This window comes from bacterium, assembly GCA_026129405.1.
Classification (GTDB): domain Bacteria; phylum Desulfobacterota; class Binatia; order DP-6; family DP-6; genus JAHCID01.
Genome location: JAHCID010000003.1, coordinates 350,098 through 367,932, shown reverse-complemented (window position 1 = coordinate 367,932; position 17,835 = coordinate 350,098). Strand labels below are relative to the sequence as shown.

Here is a 17,835-nt window from a genome sequence, read left to right as displayed (position 1 = left end):
CGCTTCGCAGGATGCAGCGTTTCTCGCGGCAGCCGCCCGCGCGGGTGTGGTGCGCCGTCCATGCGCGCGCGCGCCGTGCGCGTCGTCGCCGCTCGCGACGCTCGTCGTTCGCCACGCGCTGCGCAGCGGCGTTCGCGGAGCGTCCGGCATCGCGCCGCCGCTCGCGGACGCGCGTGTGCACTCGCAGCCTGCGCGTACCAGCAATTCCGGGCATCCGTGTGCGGCACGCCGACTGCAACCCGCGACGCCCGGAATGCAGTGCAACACGCGGCAGTGGTGGACGTCGATGGCGGGTGCGGTGGCACTCACCGTCTCGGCGACGGCAAGCAACGCAGCGGTGCTCTACCTCGGTCTCCCGAACGGCCGTAGCATCGCCTACTCGACGGTCGGCGGCGCGATGCCGTGGAAGGCGCGCGCGACGAGCGACCTGCCCGACGTCGGCGGCTACGCCGCGCCGACGTTCGCCGACCTCGACGGCGACGGCGATCACGATGCGCTCGTCGGCGAGAACGGCGGCCTCGTGCAGGCATGGGCCAACGTCGGCAGCGACGCCGCGCCCGTGTGGGAGCGCCGCGCCGCGTGGGACCCCGGTCTCGACGTCGGCTCGGCGGCTGCGCCGGCGCTCGGCGACATCGACGGCGACGGCGACGCCGATCTGCTGATCGGTGCCGCGAGCGGCGCCATCGTCGCGTTCGCGAACGTCGGCGGCGTGGGTGGCCCGAAGTGGCAGCGGCGCACGGCGTGGGACTTCGCCGGCGGCGCGCAGTACGCCCGTCCGGCGTTCGGTCGGCTCGACGGCGACGCGCGGCTCGACCTCCTCGTCGGCACCGCACCGGGCGACGTCTACGCCTTCCTCGCCACCGGCGATCCCAGTGCGCCGTTCGTACGCGCGCCCGGGTGGGATCTGCCGCGCACCTCGACGCGCACCAATCCCGGGCTCGGCGACCTCGACGGCGACGGCGATTTCGACGTGATCGTCGCCGACGGCAGCGCGCGCTCGGTGGCGTACGAGAACACAGGTCGCGGCTGGAAGCTGCGCTCCGATTGGGCGATCGCCGATCCCGGCTCGGGGCCTGCCGTCCCGGCGCTGCGTCCCGGCGAGCTGAGCGCGACGCCGCCGCCCCCGCCGCCCCCGAAGGGCGGCAGCGCGCCGATCGCGAAGCTCACGGCGACTCCGGTGGCCGGACCGCCGCCGCTGCGCGTGCAGCTCGACGCCAGCGGCTCGAGCGACGCCGACGGCGATGCCCTCGCCTACTCCTGGTCGTTCGGCGACGGTCTGACCGGCGGCCCGCCGGCGCCGAGCGGCAACCCCGCCGTGGGCATCAAGGCAGCGCCGCCGGCCTACACCGCGGCCCGCAGCAAGCGCGACGGCAAGAAGTATCCGGAAGCGGTGAGCGCCTACCTCGCGCTGGTCACGAACCTCGTGCCCCTGACCGCGGTGCAGGAGATCGGTCCGATCGCCCGCAAGGGTACCAACCGCATCGATCGCGTGGCGCGCTGGTACCTCCAGAAGATCGCGCACGATCTCGGCGGCATCTACCTGTTCAACGACGTCGACCGCTCCGGATGCGAGCGCTACGCAGCCTCCCTGCGGTACTCGCGCGAGTCGAAGGCGCAGGCCATTGCGGGCGGCTTTCCCAAGCTGCCCGAGCTCAACGGAACGGTCGGCAACATCAAGCGCGCCGAGCAGAAGCTGCGCGACGGCCGCTGCGCGATTCCGCCGGAAGGGCCCGTCTTCGCCTCCACGATGGCGATTCCCGCGGCCGGCGCGCGCGCGGACCACGAGTATCTCAATTCCGGCACCTACACGGCGCGGGTCACGGTGACGGCGGGCGGTCAGAGCACGACGGCCAGCGTCACGATCACGGTCGGCGACGACGTCCTGCCGCCGCCGCCGGGCGGCCCCGACGACAACGACGCCGATCCGCTCGAAGGCTTCGGCGCCGACACGCCCGGCGGCGCCGGCGGCCGGGTCGTCATCGTGAGCGAGCCGACGGAGGCGGCGGTACGGGCCGCCATCCAGGCGGCGAACGCCGGGCGCACCATCGTCCGCTTCGACACCCCCGGTCCGATCCAGATCAGCAAGAGCCTGCCGCGTCTCGAGGGCAGCTTCGTCACCATCGAGGGCAACGGCGCCACGCTCGTCGCCAGGTCCGGCGCCTCGGTCAACCTGATCGACGTGCGCGGCAGCGACGTGATCGTCCGCAACCTGCGGCTGCGCAACGGCTCCGACAATCTGCGCGCGCAGGGCAACGGCGCCCAGCGCATCGTCTTCAGTCACGTCTCGTCGACGGGAGCCTCCGACGACGGCATCTCGATCGGCTACGGTGCCCGCGACGTCACCGTCCAGTACTGCTTCCTCGCCGGCAACACGCGCTCCATCTTCCTAAAATACGGCTCGACGACGAACGTCAGCGTGCATCACACCTGGATCATGAAGCAGTGGATCCGCGGCCCCCTCGTCTCCGGCTCCGCCGTGGTCGACCTGCGCAACCTCATCGTCGAGGACTGGACGCTCTGGGGCACGCGGTTCGAGGCCTCCGCGAGCGGCAACATCGTCAACTCGCTCTTCGTGCTCGGGACGCACGCGCGCGCCGAGGGCGGCAAGGCCGACAGCGCGCTGCGCCTGCAGCAGAGCGGGCCGGTCTTCGTCGCGGGCAACACCTACGAGGGCTACGCCGTGGCCGCCAAGCAGGCGTCGAGCCCGACGCCGGTCGACGTCCCGCCGGTGACGACCCATGCCGGCGCCGAGATGCGCGACCGCGTGCGCGGCCGTGCCGGCTGCCTGCCGCGCGACGCGGTCGATCAGGCCTACGTCGAGCGCCAGGACCAGTGGGACGTCACCGAGTCGAAGGCCTTCCGCATCGGCGAGGTGCGCTGAAGCATCGCCGATCCGCCGGCCGGCGCACGCCCCGACGCGCAACCCGCTGCGGGGCGTGGCCTCCCGCGCGCGATACCGCGCTACCCCTTGATGGGCGCGGCTTTTCTTGACACTCGCCATGGCGCTGCCGTAGAAGCGACGCCGTTTCTCCGAGTGAATCGGAACAACCTGGCCCCCACGGATGGAGGTGCGGCGATGACGAAGGCGCAATTGGTGACGAAGCTGGCGGAGATGGGCGACGTCAGCCGGAAGCAAGCGGACGCGATCCTCGACGGTCTCGTCGAGACGGTGGTGAAGAGCGTCAAGAAGGGCGAATCCGTGAAGATCCCCGGGCTGGGTATCTTCCGGCTTCGCAAGATGAAGGCGCGCGTCGGGCGCAACCCGCAGACGGGCGAGCCGATCAAGATCCCGGCGCGCAAGAAGGTCGGGTTCTCGGTGGCGAAGACCTTCAAGGAGCAGGTGCTCGGCAAGCCCAAGTGAGCACCCTGAATCCGCGGCGCCCGCTCCGGGGGGAGAGGCCGTCGCGCTGCGGAGACGACGCCGGACCCGACGGGCCGGCGCGGCGTCCGCCGGGAGGTGATCCATGAAGCGGCGACCCCTGCTCCTTGCAACGTCCCTCGCGCTCCTGAGCGGCTGCGCGACGATCGCACACGGTCCCTACCAGGACGTGCAAATCGTCTCGAATCCGGCCGGCGCAACGGCGACCATCACCACCCAGGGCTCCCAGCGAGGCCCGAACTTCAAGGACGACAAGCAGCAGGTCGTCACCACGCCGGCGGTCGTGCGCCTCCAGCGCGACAACGACTACCGGGTCGAGATGCAGCTGCCCGGCTATCAGCTGGGCACCACCCAGATCGTCAGCGAGTACGACTGGCTCTGGGCCCAATACGCCTGCGGCGGCTGCGAGGCCGTCGGGGCCCTGCCGACCTACGACGTGTCGAAGGCGAACATCGCGGTCCGCTTCGCCCACGCCGCGTTCTACGACTATCCGGTCGGGTTCTTCCGCGCCGCCGGGCGCTCGCTGCGCATTTTCAGCCCGGACGCGCTCCTCGGCAGCAGCTTCAAGCTGAAGCCGAAGGACGGGGGCTACTTCGACGACTGGACGGCGATGGACACGCCGGTCGTCGGGCTCAACCTCGAGCCGCTCCACTGAGGCGCCCGAGCCGCTGATCGATCGACGGCCCGCCCCGGCACCTGCCGCGGCGGGCCGTTTCGTCTCCGACGGCCGTCGGCCCGCATCGGTCGAGGCGGCAACCAGCCGCCGCCCGCGGTGCACTGCCCTTTGCCGGCCGTATCGCTCCGCATGTGAGCCGAGCGCCGTGACCGGAGCTGCGATCCGCCTCCGCGGTACGCCCCAGAAGCGACGCGGGCCGGGTGACTCCGCGGAGTCACCCGGCCCGGCTTCGAGGAACGGCAACGACGCGCGCGCGCCGTGCCGGTTACTCAGTTGGTCGTGAAGGGCGCGGCCGCCGCCTCCGTCATGTCGGCACGGATGCCGGCCTCGAGGCCCTGGGTCGCCTTCGGCACGACGTCGAAGCGCACGCCGCCGAAGCGGTTGCCGATCCCGTTCTGGAACCAGAGGCCGACGGGCAGGTTGCGCATGACGCCGCCGCGCACCGTATTGCGGCTGCCGTTGATGAAGGCGCCGGAGACGTTGGTCGCCTCGATCAGGTTGCCGGTGGCGATGTTCGCGTCACCGAGCAAGACCAGGCCGTCGCGGCCGAGCCCGGACAGCTTGTTCTTCTTCACCTTGACGCGATCCCCGACGACGAGGATGCCTTCGTCCGAGTCCGTCACCGAGCTCTTGCGGATCGTGATCTGATCGGTGCGCCAGACGAGGAAGCCGGCGGCCGCGCGGGCGGGATCACTCGAGCGGTTGCCGCTGGTGGTGAAGCCGGAGACCCGCGCCTTGGCGTCGAAGCCGATCTGGAGGCCGTACGGTACGATGCCGCCGCCGTCGCCGGGACCGGTCGCGGTGCCGCCCTTCACGCTGAGGATCGTGCGCGGGCCGGCGCCCACGAGCCCGGCCTTCCGGTAGCCCTCGTAGTTGGTGCTGCGAATGATGACCCGGGCGAGGCCGAGGATCGGCTTCCCCAGCTCATCGCGGATCTGGCCGCTCTCGACGTACAGCCCGACACCGCTGTCGCACGCCGTGCCGCCGTAGACGTTCCGGATGTTGACGTCCTCGACGATGCCGCTCGCGTTACGCAGGTAGACGCCCGTGAGCAGCGGCGTGCACGACGTCTCCCCGATGGCGCCGAGGTCGACGTCGAGGTTGCGGATACGGGCCGACTCCGCGTCGGCGATGATCGCGCCCGTCACCGGAGCGCCGCCGAGCAGGCTCGGCCGCGAGGTGGGCAGCGCGGTCGGCCGAATGAGCGGCCGCGCGGTGCCGAGCGGGACGCCGGTCAGCCGGATGTCGGTCGTGACGACGATCTGCTCCGGATAGACGCCCGGGCAGATGCGGATCTCGTCGCCGGCCTGTGAGACCGCCAGCGCCGCGCCGATGGTGGAGTACGGCGCCCCTTCGCACTGGAAGGGGTCGGGCGTGGCGTCGTTGACGTAGCGGATCTCGGCCGCCGCCGAGGACGCCAGGGCGGCGGCAAGTGCGAGCGCGGCGGGAAGGAGCCGGCGGGTCATGTGGTGTCCTCCTGCGTGTGCCGCGGGGCGGTGCGAGGCGGTGAGCGACATGGGGAAGCCCTCGGTTCCGCGCGCCCTCACTGCCCGAGCTCCTGCAGGGCGAGCGCCGCGACGCGACCGAGCTCGAGGAGCGGGTCACCCACGGCACCGGACACGATGCGGTTGTCGACGTACTTCTGGAGCTGCTTCGTGTACTTCAGCAGCTTACGCTGCGAGCGCCGCAGATTGACGGCCGCCTGCCGCGGGTTCGCTGCGAGCGACTTCTGCAGCAGCTTGATGCTGCCGGTGACGATGCGGATCAGCTTGCGCTTCTTGCGCACCCCGCCGAGGCTCTCTCCGGGCGTCGCCAGCAGCGTGTCCGCGAGGACGTTCATGCGGCAGAGGGCGTAGTTCGGATCGCGGACGTTCGCGCAGCCGAGGACCGGGTCGCACGAGTCGGCGGTGCAGACGTCGTCGTCGTTGCAGTTCGGCGGCGTGCCCGGGAGGCAACCGCCGCTCGGATCGCAGGTCTCGAGGCCGTTGCAGGCGTTGCCGTCGTTGCAGTTGAGCGGCGCGCCCGCCACGCAGCCCGTCGCCGGGTTGCAGGTCTCGGCGCCGTTGCAGACGTTGGCGTCGTCACACGACGGCGGCAGGCCCGGCTCGCAGGCGCCGGTCCCGGGGTTGCAGGTCTCTTCGCCGTTGCAGGCGTTGTTGTCGCTGCAGCTCACCGGCGTGCCGGCGCAGGTCCCGCCCGAGCAGACGTCGCCGGTGGTGCAGAGGCTGCCGTCGTTGCACGGATTGCTGTTCGGCGCGTTGACGCAGCCCGAGCCCGGGTTGCACGAGTCGTTGGTGCAGAAGTTGTTGTCGTCGCAGTCGAGCGGCACCCCGAAGAGGCAACCGCTGCCCGGATCGCAGCTCTCGGTGCCGTTGCACACGTTGCCGTCGTCGCAGACGATCGGAGTGCCGGTGCAGACGCCGTTCTGGCAGCTGTCGCCGGTCGTGCAGAGGCTGTTGTCGGTGCACCCGGTCCCGTTGGTCACCGGCACGTTCTGACAGCCGTTGATCGGATGGCAGCTGTCCGAGGTGCAGGTGTTGCCGTCGTCGCAGACCAGGTCGGGCGGATCGGTGCAGCCGCTGCTCGGATCACAGGTCTCGACGCCGTTGCAGACGTTGCCGTCGTCACAGGTGATCGGCGTGCCGGCGCACGTCCCGCCCGAGCAGACGTCGCCGGACGTACAGGCGTTGCCGTCGTTGCAGCCGGCGGTGTTCGGCATGTGACTGACCCCGGTGATCGGGTCGCACATGTCGTCGGTGCAGGGGTTGCCGTCGTCGACCACCAGCGGCGTCCCCGGCGCGCACGCGCCGTTGGCCGGGTTGCAGGCCTCGGCGCCGTTGCAGACGTTGCCGTCACCGGCGTTGCAGATGACCGCGGCGGCCGTGAGCTGGCCCGCGCACACACCGCCCGAGCAGGTGTCGTTCTCGGTGCAGGCGCTGCCGTCGTTGCAGGGATTCGAGTTGGGCACGTGCTGGCAACCGACGAACTGGACGCAGGAGTCGTCGGTGCAGACGTTGGCGTCGTTGCAGGTGGGCGGCGGCTGCATCACGCAGGCGCCGTTCGCCGGGTTGCAGACCGGCTCGCCCGTGCACGGATCGCCGTCGGGGTCGGTGCAGGTGACCGGCGTGCCCGTCTGGCAGCCGTTGACGGGGTGGCACGTCTCGGTGCCGTTGCAGGCGTTGCCGTCGTCGCAGCTGAGCGGCGTGCCCGTCTGGCAGCCGAGCACCGGATGGCAGGTCTCGGCGCCGTTGCAGACGTTGTCGTCGTTGCAGATGAGCGGCTGGCCCGACTGGCACCGGTTGGCGACGCAGCTCTCGGTGCCGTTGCACAGGTTGCCGTCGTCGCAGTCGGCGGAGGTCTGGCAGAAGGCAGCGCACGAGCTGGCGGTGTTGGTCTTCGGCTCGAGGCGCAGGCTCAGGATCGCATCGCGGATGCCGGGGTTCGTGCGCAGGTTCAGCAGCGAGACGGTGCCGACCAGGCGTGCCCCGGCGAGGTCACCGGCGCGCAGGCGGGTGCAGTCGAACGGCGCACCGGTCACGCTGACCGGGATCGTCAGCCCGGGCTGGGCATCGGCGTCCTGGATCTCCGCGGTGGCGGTGCCCGTGGTCAGGCGGATCTCGGTCGGCACGTCCTGCACCGACGACTTGAGATCGTCGGCGGTGCACCACTTGTCGTCCTTGCCCGGAGCGAGGCTCATCGACAGCTTCGCCGGCGCGATGAGGCGCATGCCGCCGGGCTGATAGAGCCCCTGCGACTGCACCGTGAGGGGGCCGTTGCAGGCCGGGACCACGTTGCACGTCAGCCCGACGCGGCAGGTGGCGTCGGAGCTGCAGGGGAAGCCGACCGCCGGACCGCCCGTGCAGACCTGGGTGACGGTGTCGCAGACGGGGCACTGGGCGCAGGGCACGCCGAGCTGACAGGTGGCGTCGGAGCTGCAGCCGATGCCGTGGTTCGGTCCGCCGTCGCAGGTGCGCGTGGTCGTATTACAGGTCGGACACTGCGCCAGGTACGGCCCCGACAGACCGAGCGGCTGGCAGGAGACGTCGTTCTCACGACAGCCGTTCTCGCAGAAGAAGTCGACGTCGTCGGTGAGGTGGTCCTGGCGCGAGAGCAGATCGCCGTTCAGCGCGCCGCCGTCGCAGTCGAGCAGACCCATGGGCGCCGACGTGGCCTCGAGGCAGACCGCGCCGTAGCCGGGGATCGGCACCGCCGGCAGCTTGACGCGGTTCATCGCCACGCTCACCGACGCCTCACGGAAGAACTCGTCGGGGGCTCCGATGTTGAGACCGAGCCGGCCTTCCTCGGCGGTGTTCGGGATCGAGGCGAGGTTGCCGGTGAACGTCCCGTCGCGCGTCGTGATCGCGATCTGCGTACCGCCCACCCCGGTGCCGGGGGCGAACTCGAAGTTCTTCAGGCCGATGACCGAGGTCGGGTTCTGGCCGACGACGTCGGGCGGCGCCTGGTTGAGGCTCGTCGCCGCCGCCCAGCGGCTGCGCGTGAAGTCGAGAACGTAGAGCTGGTAGCCGCAGCTGCCGCCCTGGGTGAGATCGCTCGTCGTCGAGACGGTCATGAACCACTGGCCGATGTTCTGGCCGATGGGACCGTGGATGTCGCCCGCGCCGGTCAGCTGGAAGAGCTGGCCGTTGTTGCGCGTGAGGGCGAAGGCGCGGTTTCCGGTGGTGCCGTTCTGGAACGGGTCGCCCTTGCAGACGAAGCCGAGACGATTCCCCGACGGATCGACGCTCGGGTAGTGGCAGTCGCCGAGCAGCTGCGTCGTGATCGCCGTGACCGTGCTCGCCGGATCACCGTTGTCGTCGGGCAGGCCGGCGATCTGGACCTCGTAGATGTTGTTGCCCGTCGTCCCCGCGACCTGCCCCGGAAGATTGGTGGCCGACGATTCGAAGAGGAGGATCTTGCGCCGGTTGTCGGCGCCGGGGAGCGGATTCGGCGTGCGGGTGAAGCCGAGATGGGGCGATCGGCTCGGCCCGTTGCCGCTCGTCACCTGGGTCAGCTTGGTGACGAAGTTCCGCTTGTCGATGTCGACGTAGAAGATCTGCGAGACGCCGGTGTCGTTGCCGGAGCCCATGAGGTCGGCCGTCGACTGGAAGGCGGCGCCGGTGCCGTTCTCGTTGAGGATCGGCGCCGTGCTCGCGCCGAGGCCGATGACGTTGGCGGGCGCCGGGCCGACGCTGAGCCGCTTCAGCGAGCCGATGCCGCCGAGACCCGACTGGCTGCGCTGGTAGAGATAGACCTGCTTCACGCCGGCGGGATTGGGGAAGCCGCCGAGCGACGCGGTCGATTCGAACACCATCATCTGGCCGCCGCGGCTGAGCGACGGCTTGACGCTGTCGCCGTCGGTCCCGGTCGTGACCTGACGGTACTCCCGCGTGTGCTGATTCCACATGAAGACCTGGCGCCGGCTGTGCGACGGATGCGGAGAGGTCCCCGGGGCTACGAGGTAGTTGCCCGGGCCGTCGAAGGCGATCCAGTGGTCGTAGTAGCGCCGCTGCGGATCGGTGGAGGCGGGGGCCACGCTCACCGACGGATTGTCGAAGTCGCCGGGGAAGTTCGTCACCTGGTACAGGTACGGGGTGCCGGCGGGCGGACATGGCGTCTGCTGACAGTCGTCCGGGGCGTTCGGGTCGGAGCAGGACTTGGTCGTGCCCTGGTAGCAGTCGAAGAAGCCCATGCTGAACAGGTATATCTGCCGGCCGGGCGCGCGGGCCGGGCCGATGTTCAGCAGGTCCTGCGTCGAGGAGAACGCGAACCAGTTGCCCCACGAGCGGCCGGGCGGATGGAAGTGATCGTCGGCGCTGCTCAGGCGGGTGACCGGAGGCGACTCCTCATGGAGCGCGAATGCCGTGATCGGAGTGAGGGCGGCCGCGAATCCAAGCAGGATCAGCAGGAGGCCGGACGAAGAGATCTTCCGCTTTGTCCGCATTGGGCGCGTGAGGCAGCAGAAAACATGCCACTCCCCTGGCGTGACGCCATGCGTTCAGAACGATTGGATCACAGTAAAATCAACGGCTTCCAGCTCAGACCATAGGGCGTTACATGTCCGACCAAAGGGCGGGGCCGTATCGTGCATGCGTGAACGGTGCACGGCTGCACGAGCTCGATGTTCCGCCCTCATCCGTGCCCGAAACGACACGGGCCGCCCGGAACGACGAGGTCCCGGGCGGCCCGCTTGCGCTGTGCGATGGCGTGTGGGGTATCGCTCAGCGCGGAGTGTTGCGCACGAGGGTCGTGATCTCGCCCTCGGTATCGGACGCCAGCCCGAGCAGCCGCTCGCCCATCTCGGCCTGGACGCGGCCCTTCAGCAGGCCGATCTGGAGCAGCCCCATGAAGGACTGCAGGCGGCGATCCGAGCGGCGGAGGTTCTGGACCGCCTTGTTGCCGGTCCCGATCAGGCCGAGCTGCGCCCTGCGGCGGGCCTGGGCGAGACGCTTCAGGAGGACCTTCTGGCGCTTGCGCCCGCCGACGTCGAAGGGCTGGGCGGCCCGGACCAGGCTACTGATCTGGTCCAGACGGCAGACCACGAAGTTCGGGACGCGCGTGAAGCTGCACCCGAGGAGCGGATCGCAGGGGTTGTCGATGGTGCACTCGTCGCCGTCGTCGCAGACGACGGGGGTGCCGGCCTCACAAACTCCGGTTTGTCCATTGCAGGTCTCGGTTCCATTGCAGAGGTTGTCGTCGCCGCACTCCTGCGGCGTGCCGCCGCAGACGCCGGCGGTGCAGACGTCGCCCAGGGTGCAGGCGCTGCCGTCGTCGCAGGGGACGTCGTCGAGGGGGACGTGTTTGCAGCCGCCCTCCGCGGTGGGATCGCAGCTGTCGGCGGTGCAGGGGTTGCCGTCGTCGCAGCTCGGCGCCGTGCCCGGCGAGCAGCCGCTCGAGGGGTCGCAGGTCTCGAGGCCGTTGCAGGCATTGCCGTCGTCGCAGACGAGCGGGTTGCCGGCGACGCAGCCGTTCGCCGCGGGGCTGCAGGTCTCGACGCCGTTGCAGGGATTGCCGTCGTTGCACGCGAGCGGCGTACCCGCCTGGCAGCCGATCTCGGGGTCGCAGATCTCGGTGCCGTTGCAGACGTTGCCGTCGTTGCAGTTGATGACGGCGCCCGGGATGCAAGCTCCGTTGCTGCACTGGTCGCGCATCGAGGGCGTGCCGGTGCAGGCGTTGCCGTCGTCGCAGGGGTTCGTGTTGTAGGTGTAGACGCAGCCGACCGCCACCGAGCAGGCGTCGTTGGTGCACACGTCGCCGTCGTCGCAGTTCGGCGGCGTGCCGGCCTGGCACTGGCCCGTCGTCGGGTTGCAGGTCTCGATGCCGTTGCACGCGTTGCCGTCGCCGCAGGGCAGCGGCACGCCGCCGCAGACGCCGTTGCTGCACACGTCGCTCAGCGTACAGAGGTTGCCGTCGTTGCAGCTCGCGGTGTTGTTCACGTGCTGGCAGCCGAGCACCGGGTCGCACATGTCGTCCGTGCAGGGGTTGCCGTCGTCGCAATCGAGGGGCGTGGCCTCGCAGGCGCCGGTCGCCGGGCTGCACTGCTCGATGCCGTCGCAGACCGTGCCGTTGCCGGCGTTGCAGATCTGGGCGGCGGACGTGAGCGTGCCCTTGCACTGGCCGCCGGCGCACACGTCGTTCTCCGTGCAGGCGCTGCCGTCGTTACACGGGTTGGTGTTGTTCATGTAGGTGCACCCGGTCGCCGGGTTGCACCCGTCGTTGGTGCAGGGGTTGCCGTCGTCGCAGACCGGCGCGGTGCCGGCGACGCACTGGCCGTTCGCGGGGTTGCAGGTCTCGAGGCCGTTGCAGGCGTTGCCGTCGGTACAGACGATCGGCGTGCCGGGCTGACATCCGGTCGTGGGCGAGCAGGTCTCCTCGCCGTTGCACGGATTGCCGTCGTTGCAGGGCGTGCCGGCGACGCAGCCCTGCTGCGGATCGCACACCTCGGTGCCGTTGCAGACGTTGCCGTCGTCGCAGACGAGCGGCGTGCCGGCGACGCAGCGGCGGGTGGTGAGGTTGCAGGTCTCGGCCCCGTTGCACTGGTCGCCGTCGTCGCAGTCGAAGTCCGACCCGCAGCTCGCGCCGCAGGAGTTGTTCGCGCTCGGCGCCGCAACCAGCGAGAAGCCGAGGACGACGTCGCGCGCGACCGGCGCGTCGAGGATGGGCAGGAAGCCGACCAGCTTGGCGCCGGCGAGGTCGCCCGCCCGCACGCGGTTGCATTCGAACGGTGTCCCCACGGCGGCGGCCGAGATCGACTGCATGAGGACGTTGTCGCGGTCGTCGATGGTCGCGCCGGCGTTGCCGGTCGTCAGCCGCAGCGTGGCCGTGACGCCCTGCACGCTCGAATAGATGTCGTCGGCCGTGCAGAAGACGCCGTCGAGGCCGGCACCGGTCGAGAGGCCGTAGGCGACGGGGATCGAGACGCGCGCGCCGCCGGCGGCGTAGCTGCCGGTGAAGTCTTCGACCAGCGGACCGTTGCAGACGCCGAGGCCGATGTCGCCGCGGTGCGGCCCGATCAGGGAGCCCTGGCAGGTGGCGTCGTCCTCGCGACAGCCGCCGAAGCAGCTGGGGTCGGTGTCGTCGATGTTGTGATCGCGATAGAGGAGCACGTTGGCCTGCGACGGGCCGCCGTCGCAGTCGATGATGCCGGTACCGTCCCCGACCGCCTTCATACAGATGGCGCCGAGGTTCGGGACCGGAACCGGCGGCAGGACGACACGGGCCTTCGGCACCTTGATGGGGGCCTGGCCGTTGAAGCCGCTCGGGGCACCGATGTCGAGGCCGATGGTCACGCCCGCCGGTACGGCGGCGTTGGTCGTGCCGGCCGCGTTCGTGAGGCGCGTCGAGCTCGACTCCGGGAGCACCTCGAAGTTGCGCAGGCCGACCACGCTGCTGGTACGCTGGCCGAGCGAGTCGGGCGGCAGCTGGCCGATCTGCGTCGCAGGGAGCCAGCCGGTGTTCGGGTTCTGCTCGACGTTGTAGTTGATCGAGTAGATTTGATAGCCGCAGACGCCGCCGCCGGTGAGATCGCTGCTGGTGGCGACGGTCATGAACCAGAGGCCGAGGTTCGCCGCCAGCGGGCCCTGCACGTCGCCGGCGCCGGTGATCTGGTTCAGCGTGCCGGTGGTGTCGTAGACGAACGCCCGGTTCCCGGTCGTACCGTTCTGCAGCGGGTCGCCGGTGCAGATCATGGGTACGCGTGCCTGGAACTGGGTGGCGCCGGTGGCGGTCGCGCCGGGGTTGAGTGCCGGGTAGCTGCAGTCGCCGTAGACCTCGGGGGTCGTGATGCCCAGCAAGGTGGGCGCCGCCGGCGTCGAGACGTTGGCGAGCACGACCCGGCGGCCAGCGCCACCGGCGACGCCGGGGAGGTTCGTCGCGGTGGTGTCGAAGGCGACCACGGGGCCGTTCTCGGCGATGTGCGGGTTGTGGCTCGAGGCGTTGCCGTTGGTCAGCCGGTACAGCGTGCTGCTCGGGGGGTTCCCGTTCTTGGCGAAGTCCGCGAAGTATATCTGCCAGACCCCGGTGTCGTGCCCGTTGCCCATGAGGTCGGACGTCGACTCGAAGACGATCCTCGTACCGTCCCGGTTCGTGTTCGGGAACCGGCTGTTGCCGCTCGCGTTGCACGGGCCGGTCGCACACTGGGAGATGCGCGTGATCGCGCCGTTGCCCTTCTGATAGGCGTACACCTGCGACGTGCCGCTCGGGTTCTGCATGCCGCTCAGCGCGGTGGCAGTCGACTCGAACACCACGACGCCGGCGAGCACGTTCACCGACGGGCGGATGCTGTCGCCGTCCGCCGCCGTCGTGACGCGGCGGTACTCGCCCGTCTTCAGGTTGGCGAGGTAGATCTGCCGGCGGTTGCCGGCCGCTCCGCTGAGCGGGCTCAGCGCGCCCGGCACGGAGAAGGAGCCGAGCGCGTCGAAGGCCACCCACAGGTCGCCGATGGTGGCGCCGTTGGACGGGGTGCCGGCGCTCGGGTTGTCCGGCTGGCCGTTGCCCGTGGTCAGCTGCCAGATATGGGGCGTCGTCGCCGGCGGGCACGGCGTGGTCGGCACCGTCGTCCCCTTCGCGCAGTCGTAGGCGGCGAGGTTGAAGACGAAGACCTGCTTCGTCGTGTTGCCGGTGCCCGCGAGGTCCTGGCTCGAGACGAACGTGAGGTAGTTGCCCCACGATCGACCGGTCGAGTGGACGTGGGACACACCGTTGGTGATCTGCACCGCCCCGGGTGTCTCGCGGTGAAGCGCGTGTGCCGTCCCGGGCAGCACGCCCATCCCAACGATGGCCGTAAGTACCGAAAGTGTCGATGTAATCTTCGTCCCCACACGCATACGGCCTCCCATCGAGCAGGAACCATGCCACGACCAGGTGCGTCGAGGCAAGGTGTAACCGGCTGAAATCCAGGAACATTTCCATCCGCCGGCGGAGGCGCTGTGTGTGCTGCGCTCCGACGAAGTGGGGGAACCACCCGACATGACCGCCCGAAACCTGCACTCCCGCAACGCGGTCGCTGCGAATTCCTCGCATCCGCTCACCTCCCTCGAGGCCTCGACCGACCCTCCTCGTCCCCTGGTCGGAGGGGCATCGCGGCTCCGCGCTGTCGTGCGCTACCGCTCGCGAAACATGCCCGCGTGGCTGAGTTTCCTCAGGTTTTTCGGGTAATCGCCGCAACGCTCATGGCACGTGTCTTGCCTTGCGGCGTGGTCCATGCGGACTCGTCTCACCTCGACCATCCTGCTCGGCCTCCTTGCATGTGTGCCGCCGCTGGCACGGACCGCACACGCCGTCTGCGGCGACGGGATCAAGCAGCCGGCCGAGGCGTGCGACGCCTCCGCGCCCGGCGGTGACGCCGCCTGCCCCGGCGCCTGCATCCTGCCGCCGGTGATCGAGCGCTGCACCTGCGCGGTCCCGCTCGGCGACTTCCGCGCCTACGCCATCATCGGCGGCAAGCAGGTGAAGCTGGGCGGCAGCACGGTGATCGTCGGGGGCAGCATCGCGGCGACCGCCGCCGACGGCTTCCTCGCCCTCGGCAAGGACGGTGCGCTGCCTGTCACCGGCCACGTGGTCGGGGACAAGACGAAGGTTCTCTCCCGCGCCAACCTCGGTCGCCTCTTCGCCAACGACCCGATCGTGGCCAGGGACGCGAACCTGGCCGGTGGAGGTCCCTACCCGTTCCGGACACCGCTGGTGTTCGCCACCCTCCCCGCCTTCGCGTCCTTCACCGCCGGTACCGAGGACATCAGCGTGGCCGCCGGCCAGACCCGGATATTGTCCCCCGGCCGGTACGGCGCTCTGACGGTGGCGAGCGGGGGCCGCCTCCGACTGCGCGGCTACACCGGCGGAGCCGGCGTCGGACGCTACGACATCGCGGCTCTCAAGGTGGCGTTCGAGGGTCGCGTGAGCGCGGACAACGCCGTGGTGGTCAACGTGCGCGAGCGCATCGGCATCGCCGGCCGCGGCTACCTCGGGCCCTCGGCCGGCGAGCCGCTGCTGGCCGGCGACATCCAGGTGAACGTCGCCGGCGCCGCCATGAAGCTGAGCCGCGGGGCCACGGTCGTGGCGCAGGTGCGCGTACCCGGCGGCAAGGTCGGCGTCGGCGCCAGCGCGACCGTCATCGGGCGGATCATCGCCGATCGCGTCACCGTCTCGAAGCGGGCGGTGGTCGCGCTCCAGGGCGGCTGCGGCGACGGGCAGCGCAGCATCGCCGAGGAGTGTGATCTTTCGGCGCCGAACGGTGACGCCGCCTGCCCGGGCGACTGCATCCCGGGCGACCCGAGCGGCCTCGGACGCATCGAGCTAGGGCAGCCCGGCCAGTGCCGCTGCCGCTGCGAGAGCAATGCGGACTGCGACGACGGCGACAAGTGCGACGGCGAGGAGACCTGCCAGGCGGGCATCTGCGTCCCCGGCACGCCGCCCAGCTGCGACGACGGCAATCCCTGCACGCGCGACTGCGACCCGGCCCGCGGCTGCGTGAACGAGCCGCGCCCGGACGGCAGCGGCTGCTCGGACGCCAACCTCTGCACGACCAACGACACCTGCCAGGGCGGCGTCTGCGTCGGCGGGCCGGCACGCAACTGCGACGACGACAACAGCTGCACCACCGACACCTGCGTGCCCGCCACCGGCTGCAAGCGTACGCCGCTCGAGAACGGCGCCGCCTGCACGGACGAGAACGCCTGTACCCAGGGCGACGCCTGCATCCGCGGCACCTGCATCGGCGGCACGGCGGTCGACTGCGACGATGCGAACCCGTGCACCGCGGGCTCCTGCGATCCGGTGCTCGGCTGCAAGCAGACGCCCCTGCCGAACGGCACCTCGTGTGCCGGCGCCAGCCCCTGCACGACGCTCGACGCCTGCCAGCAGGGCATCTGCACCTCGGGTGCGTCGCAGCTGTGCAGCGACGCGAACCCCTGCACGGCGGACTTCTGCACCCTGAACGGTCCGATCGAGGCGCCGGTCGCGACCTGCGGGCACAGCCAGCTTCCGAACTTCACCCCGTGCGGGGCGAACGGCAAGGTGTGCTTCAACGGCGTTTGCCAGTGAGAAGCGGCGTGCGGTAGACGCGGCGCCCATGGCCGCTCTCCGCGACGCCGTCCTCGCCGGTTACGTTCGTACGCCCTTCGGTCGGGCCGATCCGCGCCGCGGCGTGTTCCGCGCCGTGCGCTCCGACGACCTGGCCGTCGTGGCGCTGAACGCCCTCGTCGAGCGCGCCGGCATCGAGAAGGGCCACGTCGACGGCGTCATCCTCGGCGCCGTCGAGATGATGGGCGAGCAGGCCCATCCCGGCACGGCCGTCCCCTTTCTCGCCGGCTTCCCGGATCACGTCGTCGGCACCAGCATCGAGCGCGCGTGCACCACGGCGATGATGGCGGTCCACCTCGCGACCATGCAGGTGCAATGCGGCCTCGGCGACGTCTTCATCGCCGGCGGGCTCGACAGCATGACGCACTTCCGCATCCCCACCATCAAGGACGGAATGGACATGGACGCGGTCATCAAGGAGGGCGGCCACATGCTGGCCGCCATGAACCCGAACCCGAAGCTCTTCGACCTCGTGAACCCGATCGAGCTGAACGGTGGTCAGGGCGCCGAGCGCCTCTGCGACCGCTACGGCATCACGCGCGAGGAGATGGATCGCTGGGCGCTGCGCAGCCACGAGCGCGCGATCGCCGCCCGCGGCCGGCTGCGCGAGGAGATCGTGCCGGTCGATGGCCTCGATCTCGACGGCAACGCGATCCGGGTCGAGGACGACCAGGGACCGCGTGCCGACACGACCTACGAGAAGATCGCCGGCCTCGCTCCCGTGTACCGCGGGGACGGCCGCATCACCGCGGCCACCTCGTCGGGCCAGGCGGATGGCGCCGCCGTCTGCCTCGTCATGTCGGCCGAGGCGGCGCAGCGCCACGGCATCGCCCCGCTCGCCCGCATCCACACCATCGCCACCGGAGCCTGCCATCCGACCGATCTCATCTACTCCGTCGTCCCGGCCGCCCGCCGCGCCATCGAGCGCAGCGGCCTCGGGTGGGACGACATGGCGGTGGTCGAGGTGAACGAGGCCTTCGCGTCGGCGCCGCTCGCGGTGATGCGCGAGTTCGGGCTGCGCGACCCCGAGCGCATGAACCCCAACGGCGGCGCCTGTGCGCTCGGGCATCCCGTCGGCGCCTCGGGGGCTCGGCTCGTCGGCACGACCGCGCTCGAGATGCGGCGGCGGGGCGCACGCTACGGCATGGCGGCGATCTGCGGCGGCATGGGCCAGGGCGCGGCGACGATCCTCGAAGCGCTCTAGTCC

The 17,835-nt window shown here is 70.6% G+C and carries 8 protein-coding genes; 5 read left to right on the top strand and 3 right to left on the bottom strand.

The genetic code is table 11. The features are described 5' to 3' along the window. Positions 1–253: 253 nt before the first annotated feature. From KIT14_14310 to KIT14_14300, 3 genes are all read left to right on the top strand, one after another. Positions 254–2,881 carry a VCBS repeat-containing protein gene (locus KIT14_14310; GenBank protein MCW5891705.1) on the top strand — a complete coding sequence of 876 codons (2,628 nt, stop codon included), beginning with the start codon at positions 254–256 and terminating at the stop codon, positions 2,879–2,881. A gap of 195 nt (positions 2,882–3,076) precedes the next feature. After that, positions 3,077–3,361 (top strand): HU family DNA-binding protein, encoded by a 285-nt coding sequence (locus KIT14_14305; GenBank protein ID MCW5891704.1) that lies wholly within the window; start codon positions 3,077–3,079, stop codon positions 3,359–3,361. A gap of 103 nt (positions 3,362–3,464) precedes the next feature. After that, positions 3,465–4,034, top strand: a complete 570-nt coding sequence (locus tag KIT14_14300) for a hypothetical protein (protein MCW5891703.1) — start codon at positions 3,465–3,467, stop codon at positions 4,032–4,034. Between the two features lie 290 nt (positions 4,035–4,324). On the opposite strand, the gene KIT14_14295 is transcribed toward KIT14_14300, so the two are convergent. The 3 genes from KIT14_14295 to KIT14_14285 form a co-directional block, all read right to left on the bottom strand. Continuing rightward, positions 4,325–5,521: a right-handed parallel beta-helix repeat-containing protein gene (locus KIT14_14295; GenBank protein ID MCW5891702.1), complete on the bottom strand. Its 1,197-nt coding sequence runs from the start codon at positions 5,519–5,521 to the stop codon at positions 4,325–4,327. A 77-nt stretch (positions 5,522–5,598) separates the two neighbouring features. Continuing rightward, positions 5,599–9,996 (bottom strand): hypothetical protein, encoded by a 4,398-nt coding sequence (locus KIT14_14290; GenBank protein MCW5891701.1) that lies wholly within the window; start codon positions 9,994–9,996, stop codon positions 5,599–5,601. A 277-nt stretch (positions 9,997–10,273) separates the two neighbouring features. Further along, positions 10,274–14,314 (bottom strand): hypothetical protein, encoded by a 4,041-nt coding sequence (locus KIT14_14285; protein MCW5891700.1) that lies wholly within the window; start codon positions 14,312–14,314, stop codon positions 10,274–10,276. Positions 14,315–14,753: 439 nt separating this feature from the next. Between KIT14_14285 and KIT14_14280 the strand changes: the two genes are divergently transcribed. Next, on the top strand, positions 14,754–16,589 hold the full coding sequence (locus KIT14_14280; GenBank protein ID MCW5891699.1) for a hypothetical protein: 1,836 nt from the start codon (positions 14,754–14,756) through the stop codon (positions 16,587–16,589). Between the two features lie 28 nt (positions 16,590–16,617). After that, a complete protein-coding gene (locus tag KIT14_14275; protein MCW5891698.1) occupies positions 16,618–17,832 on the top strand; it encodes a thiolase family protein in 1,215 nt (404 codons plus the stop codon). Positions 17,833–17,835: the final 3 nt, after the last annotated feature.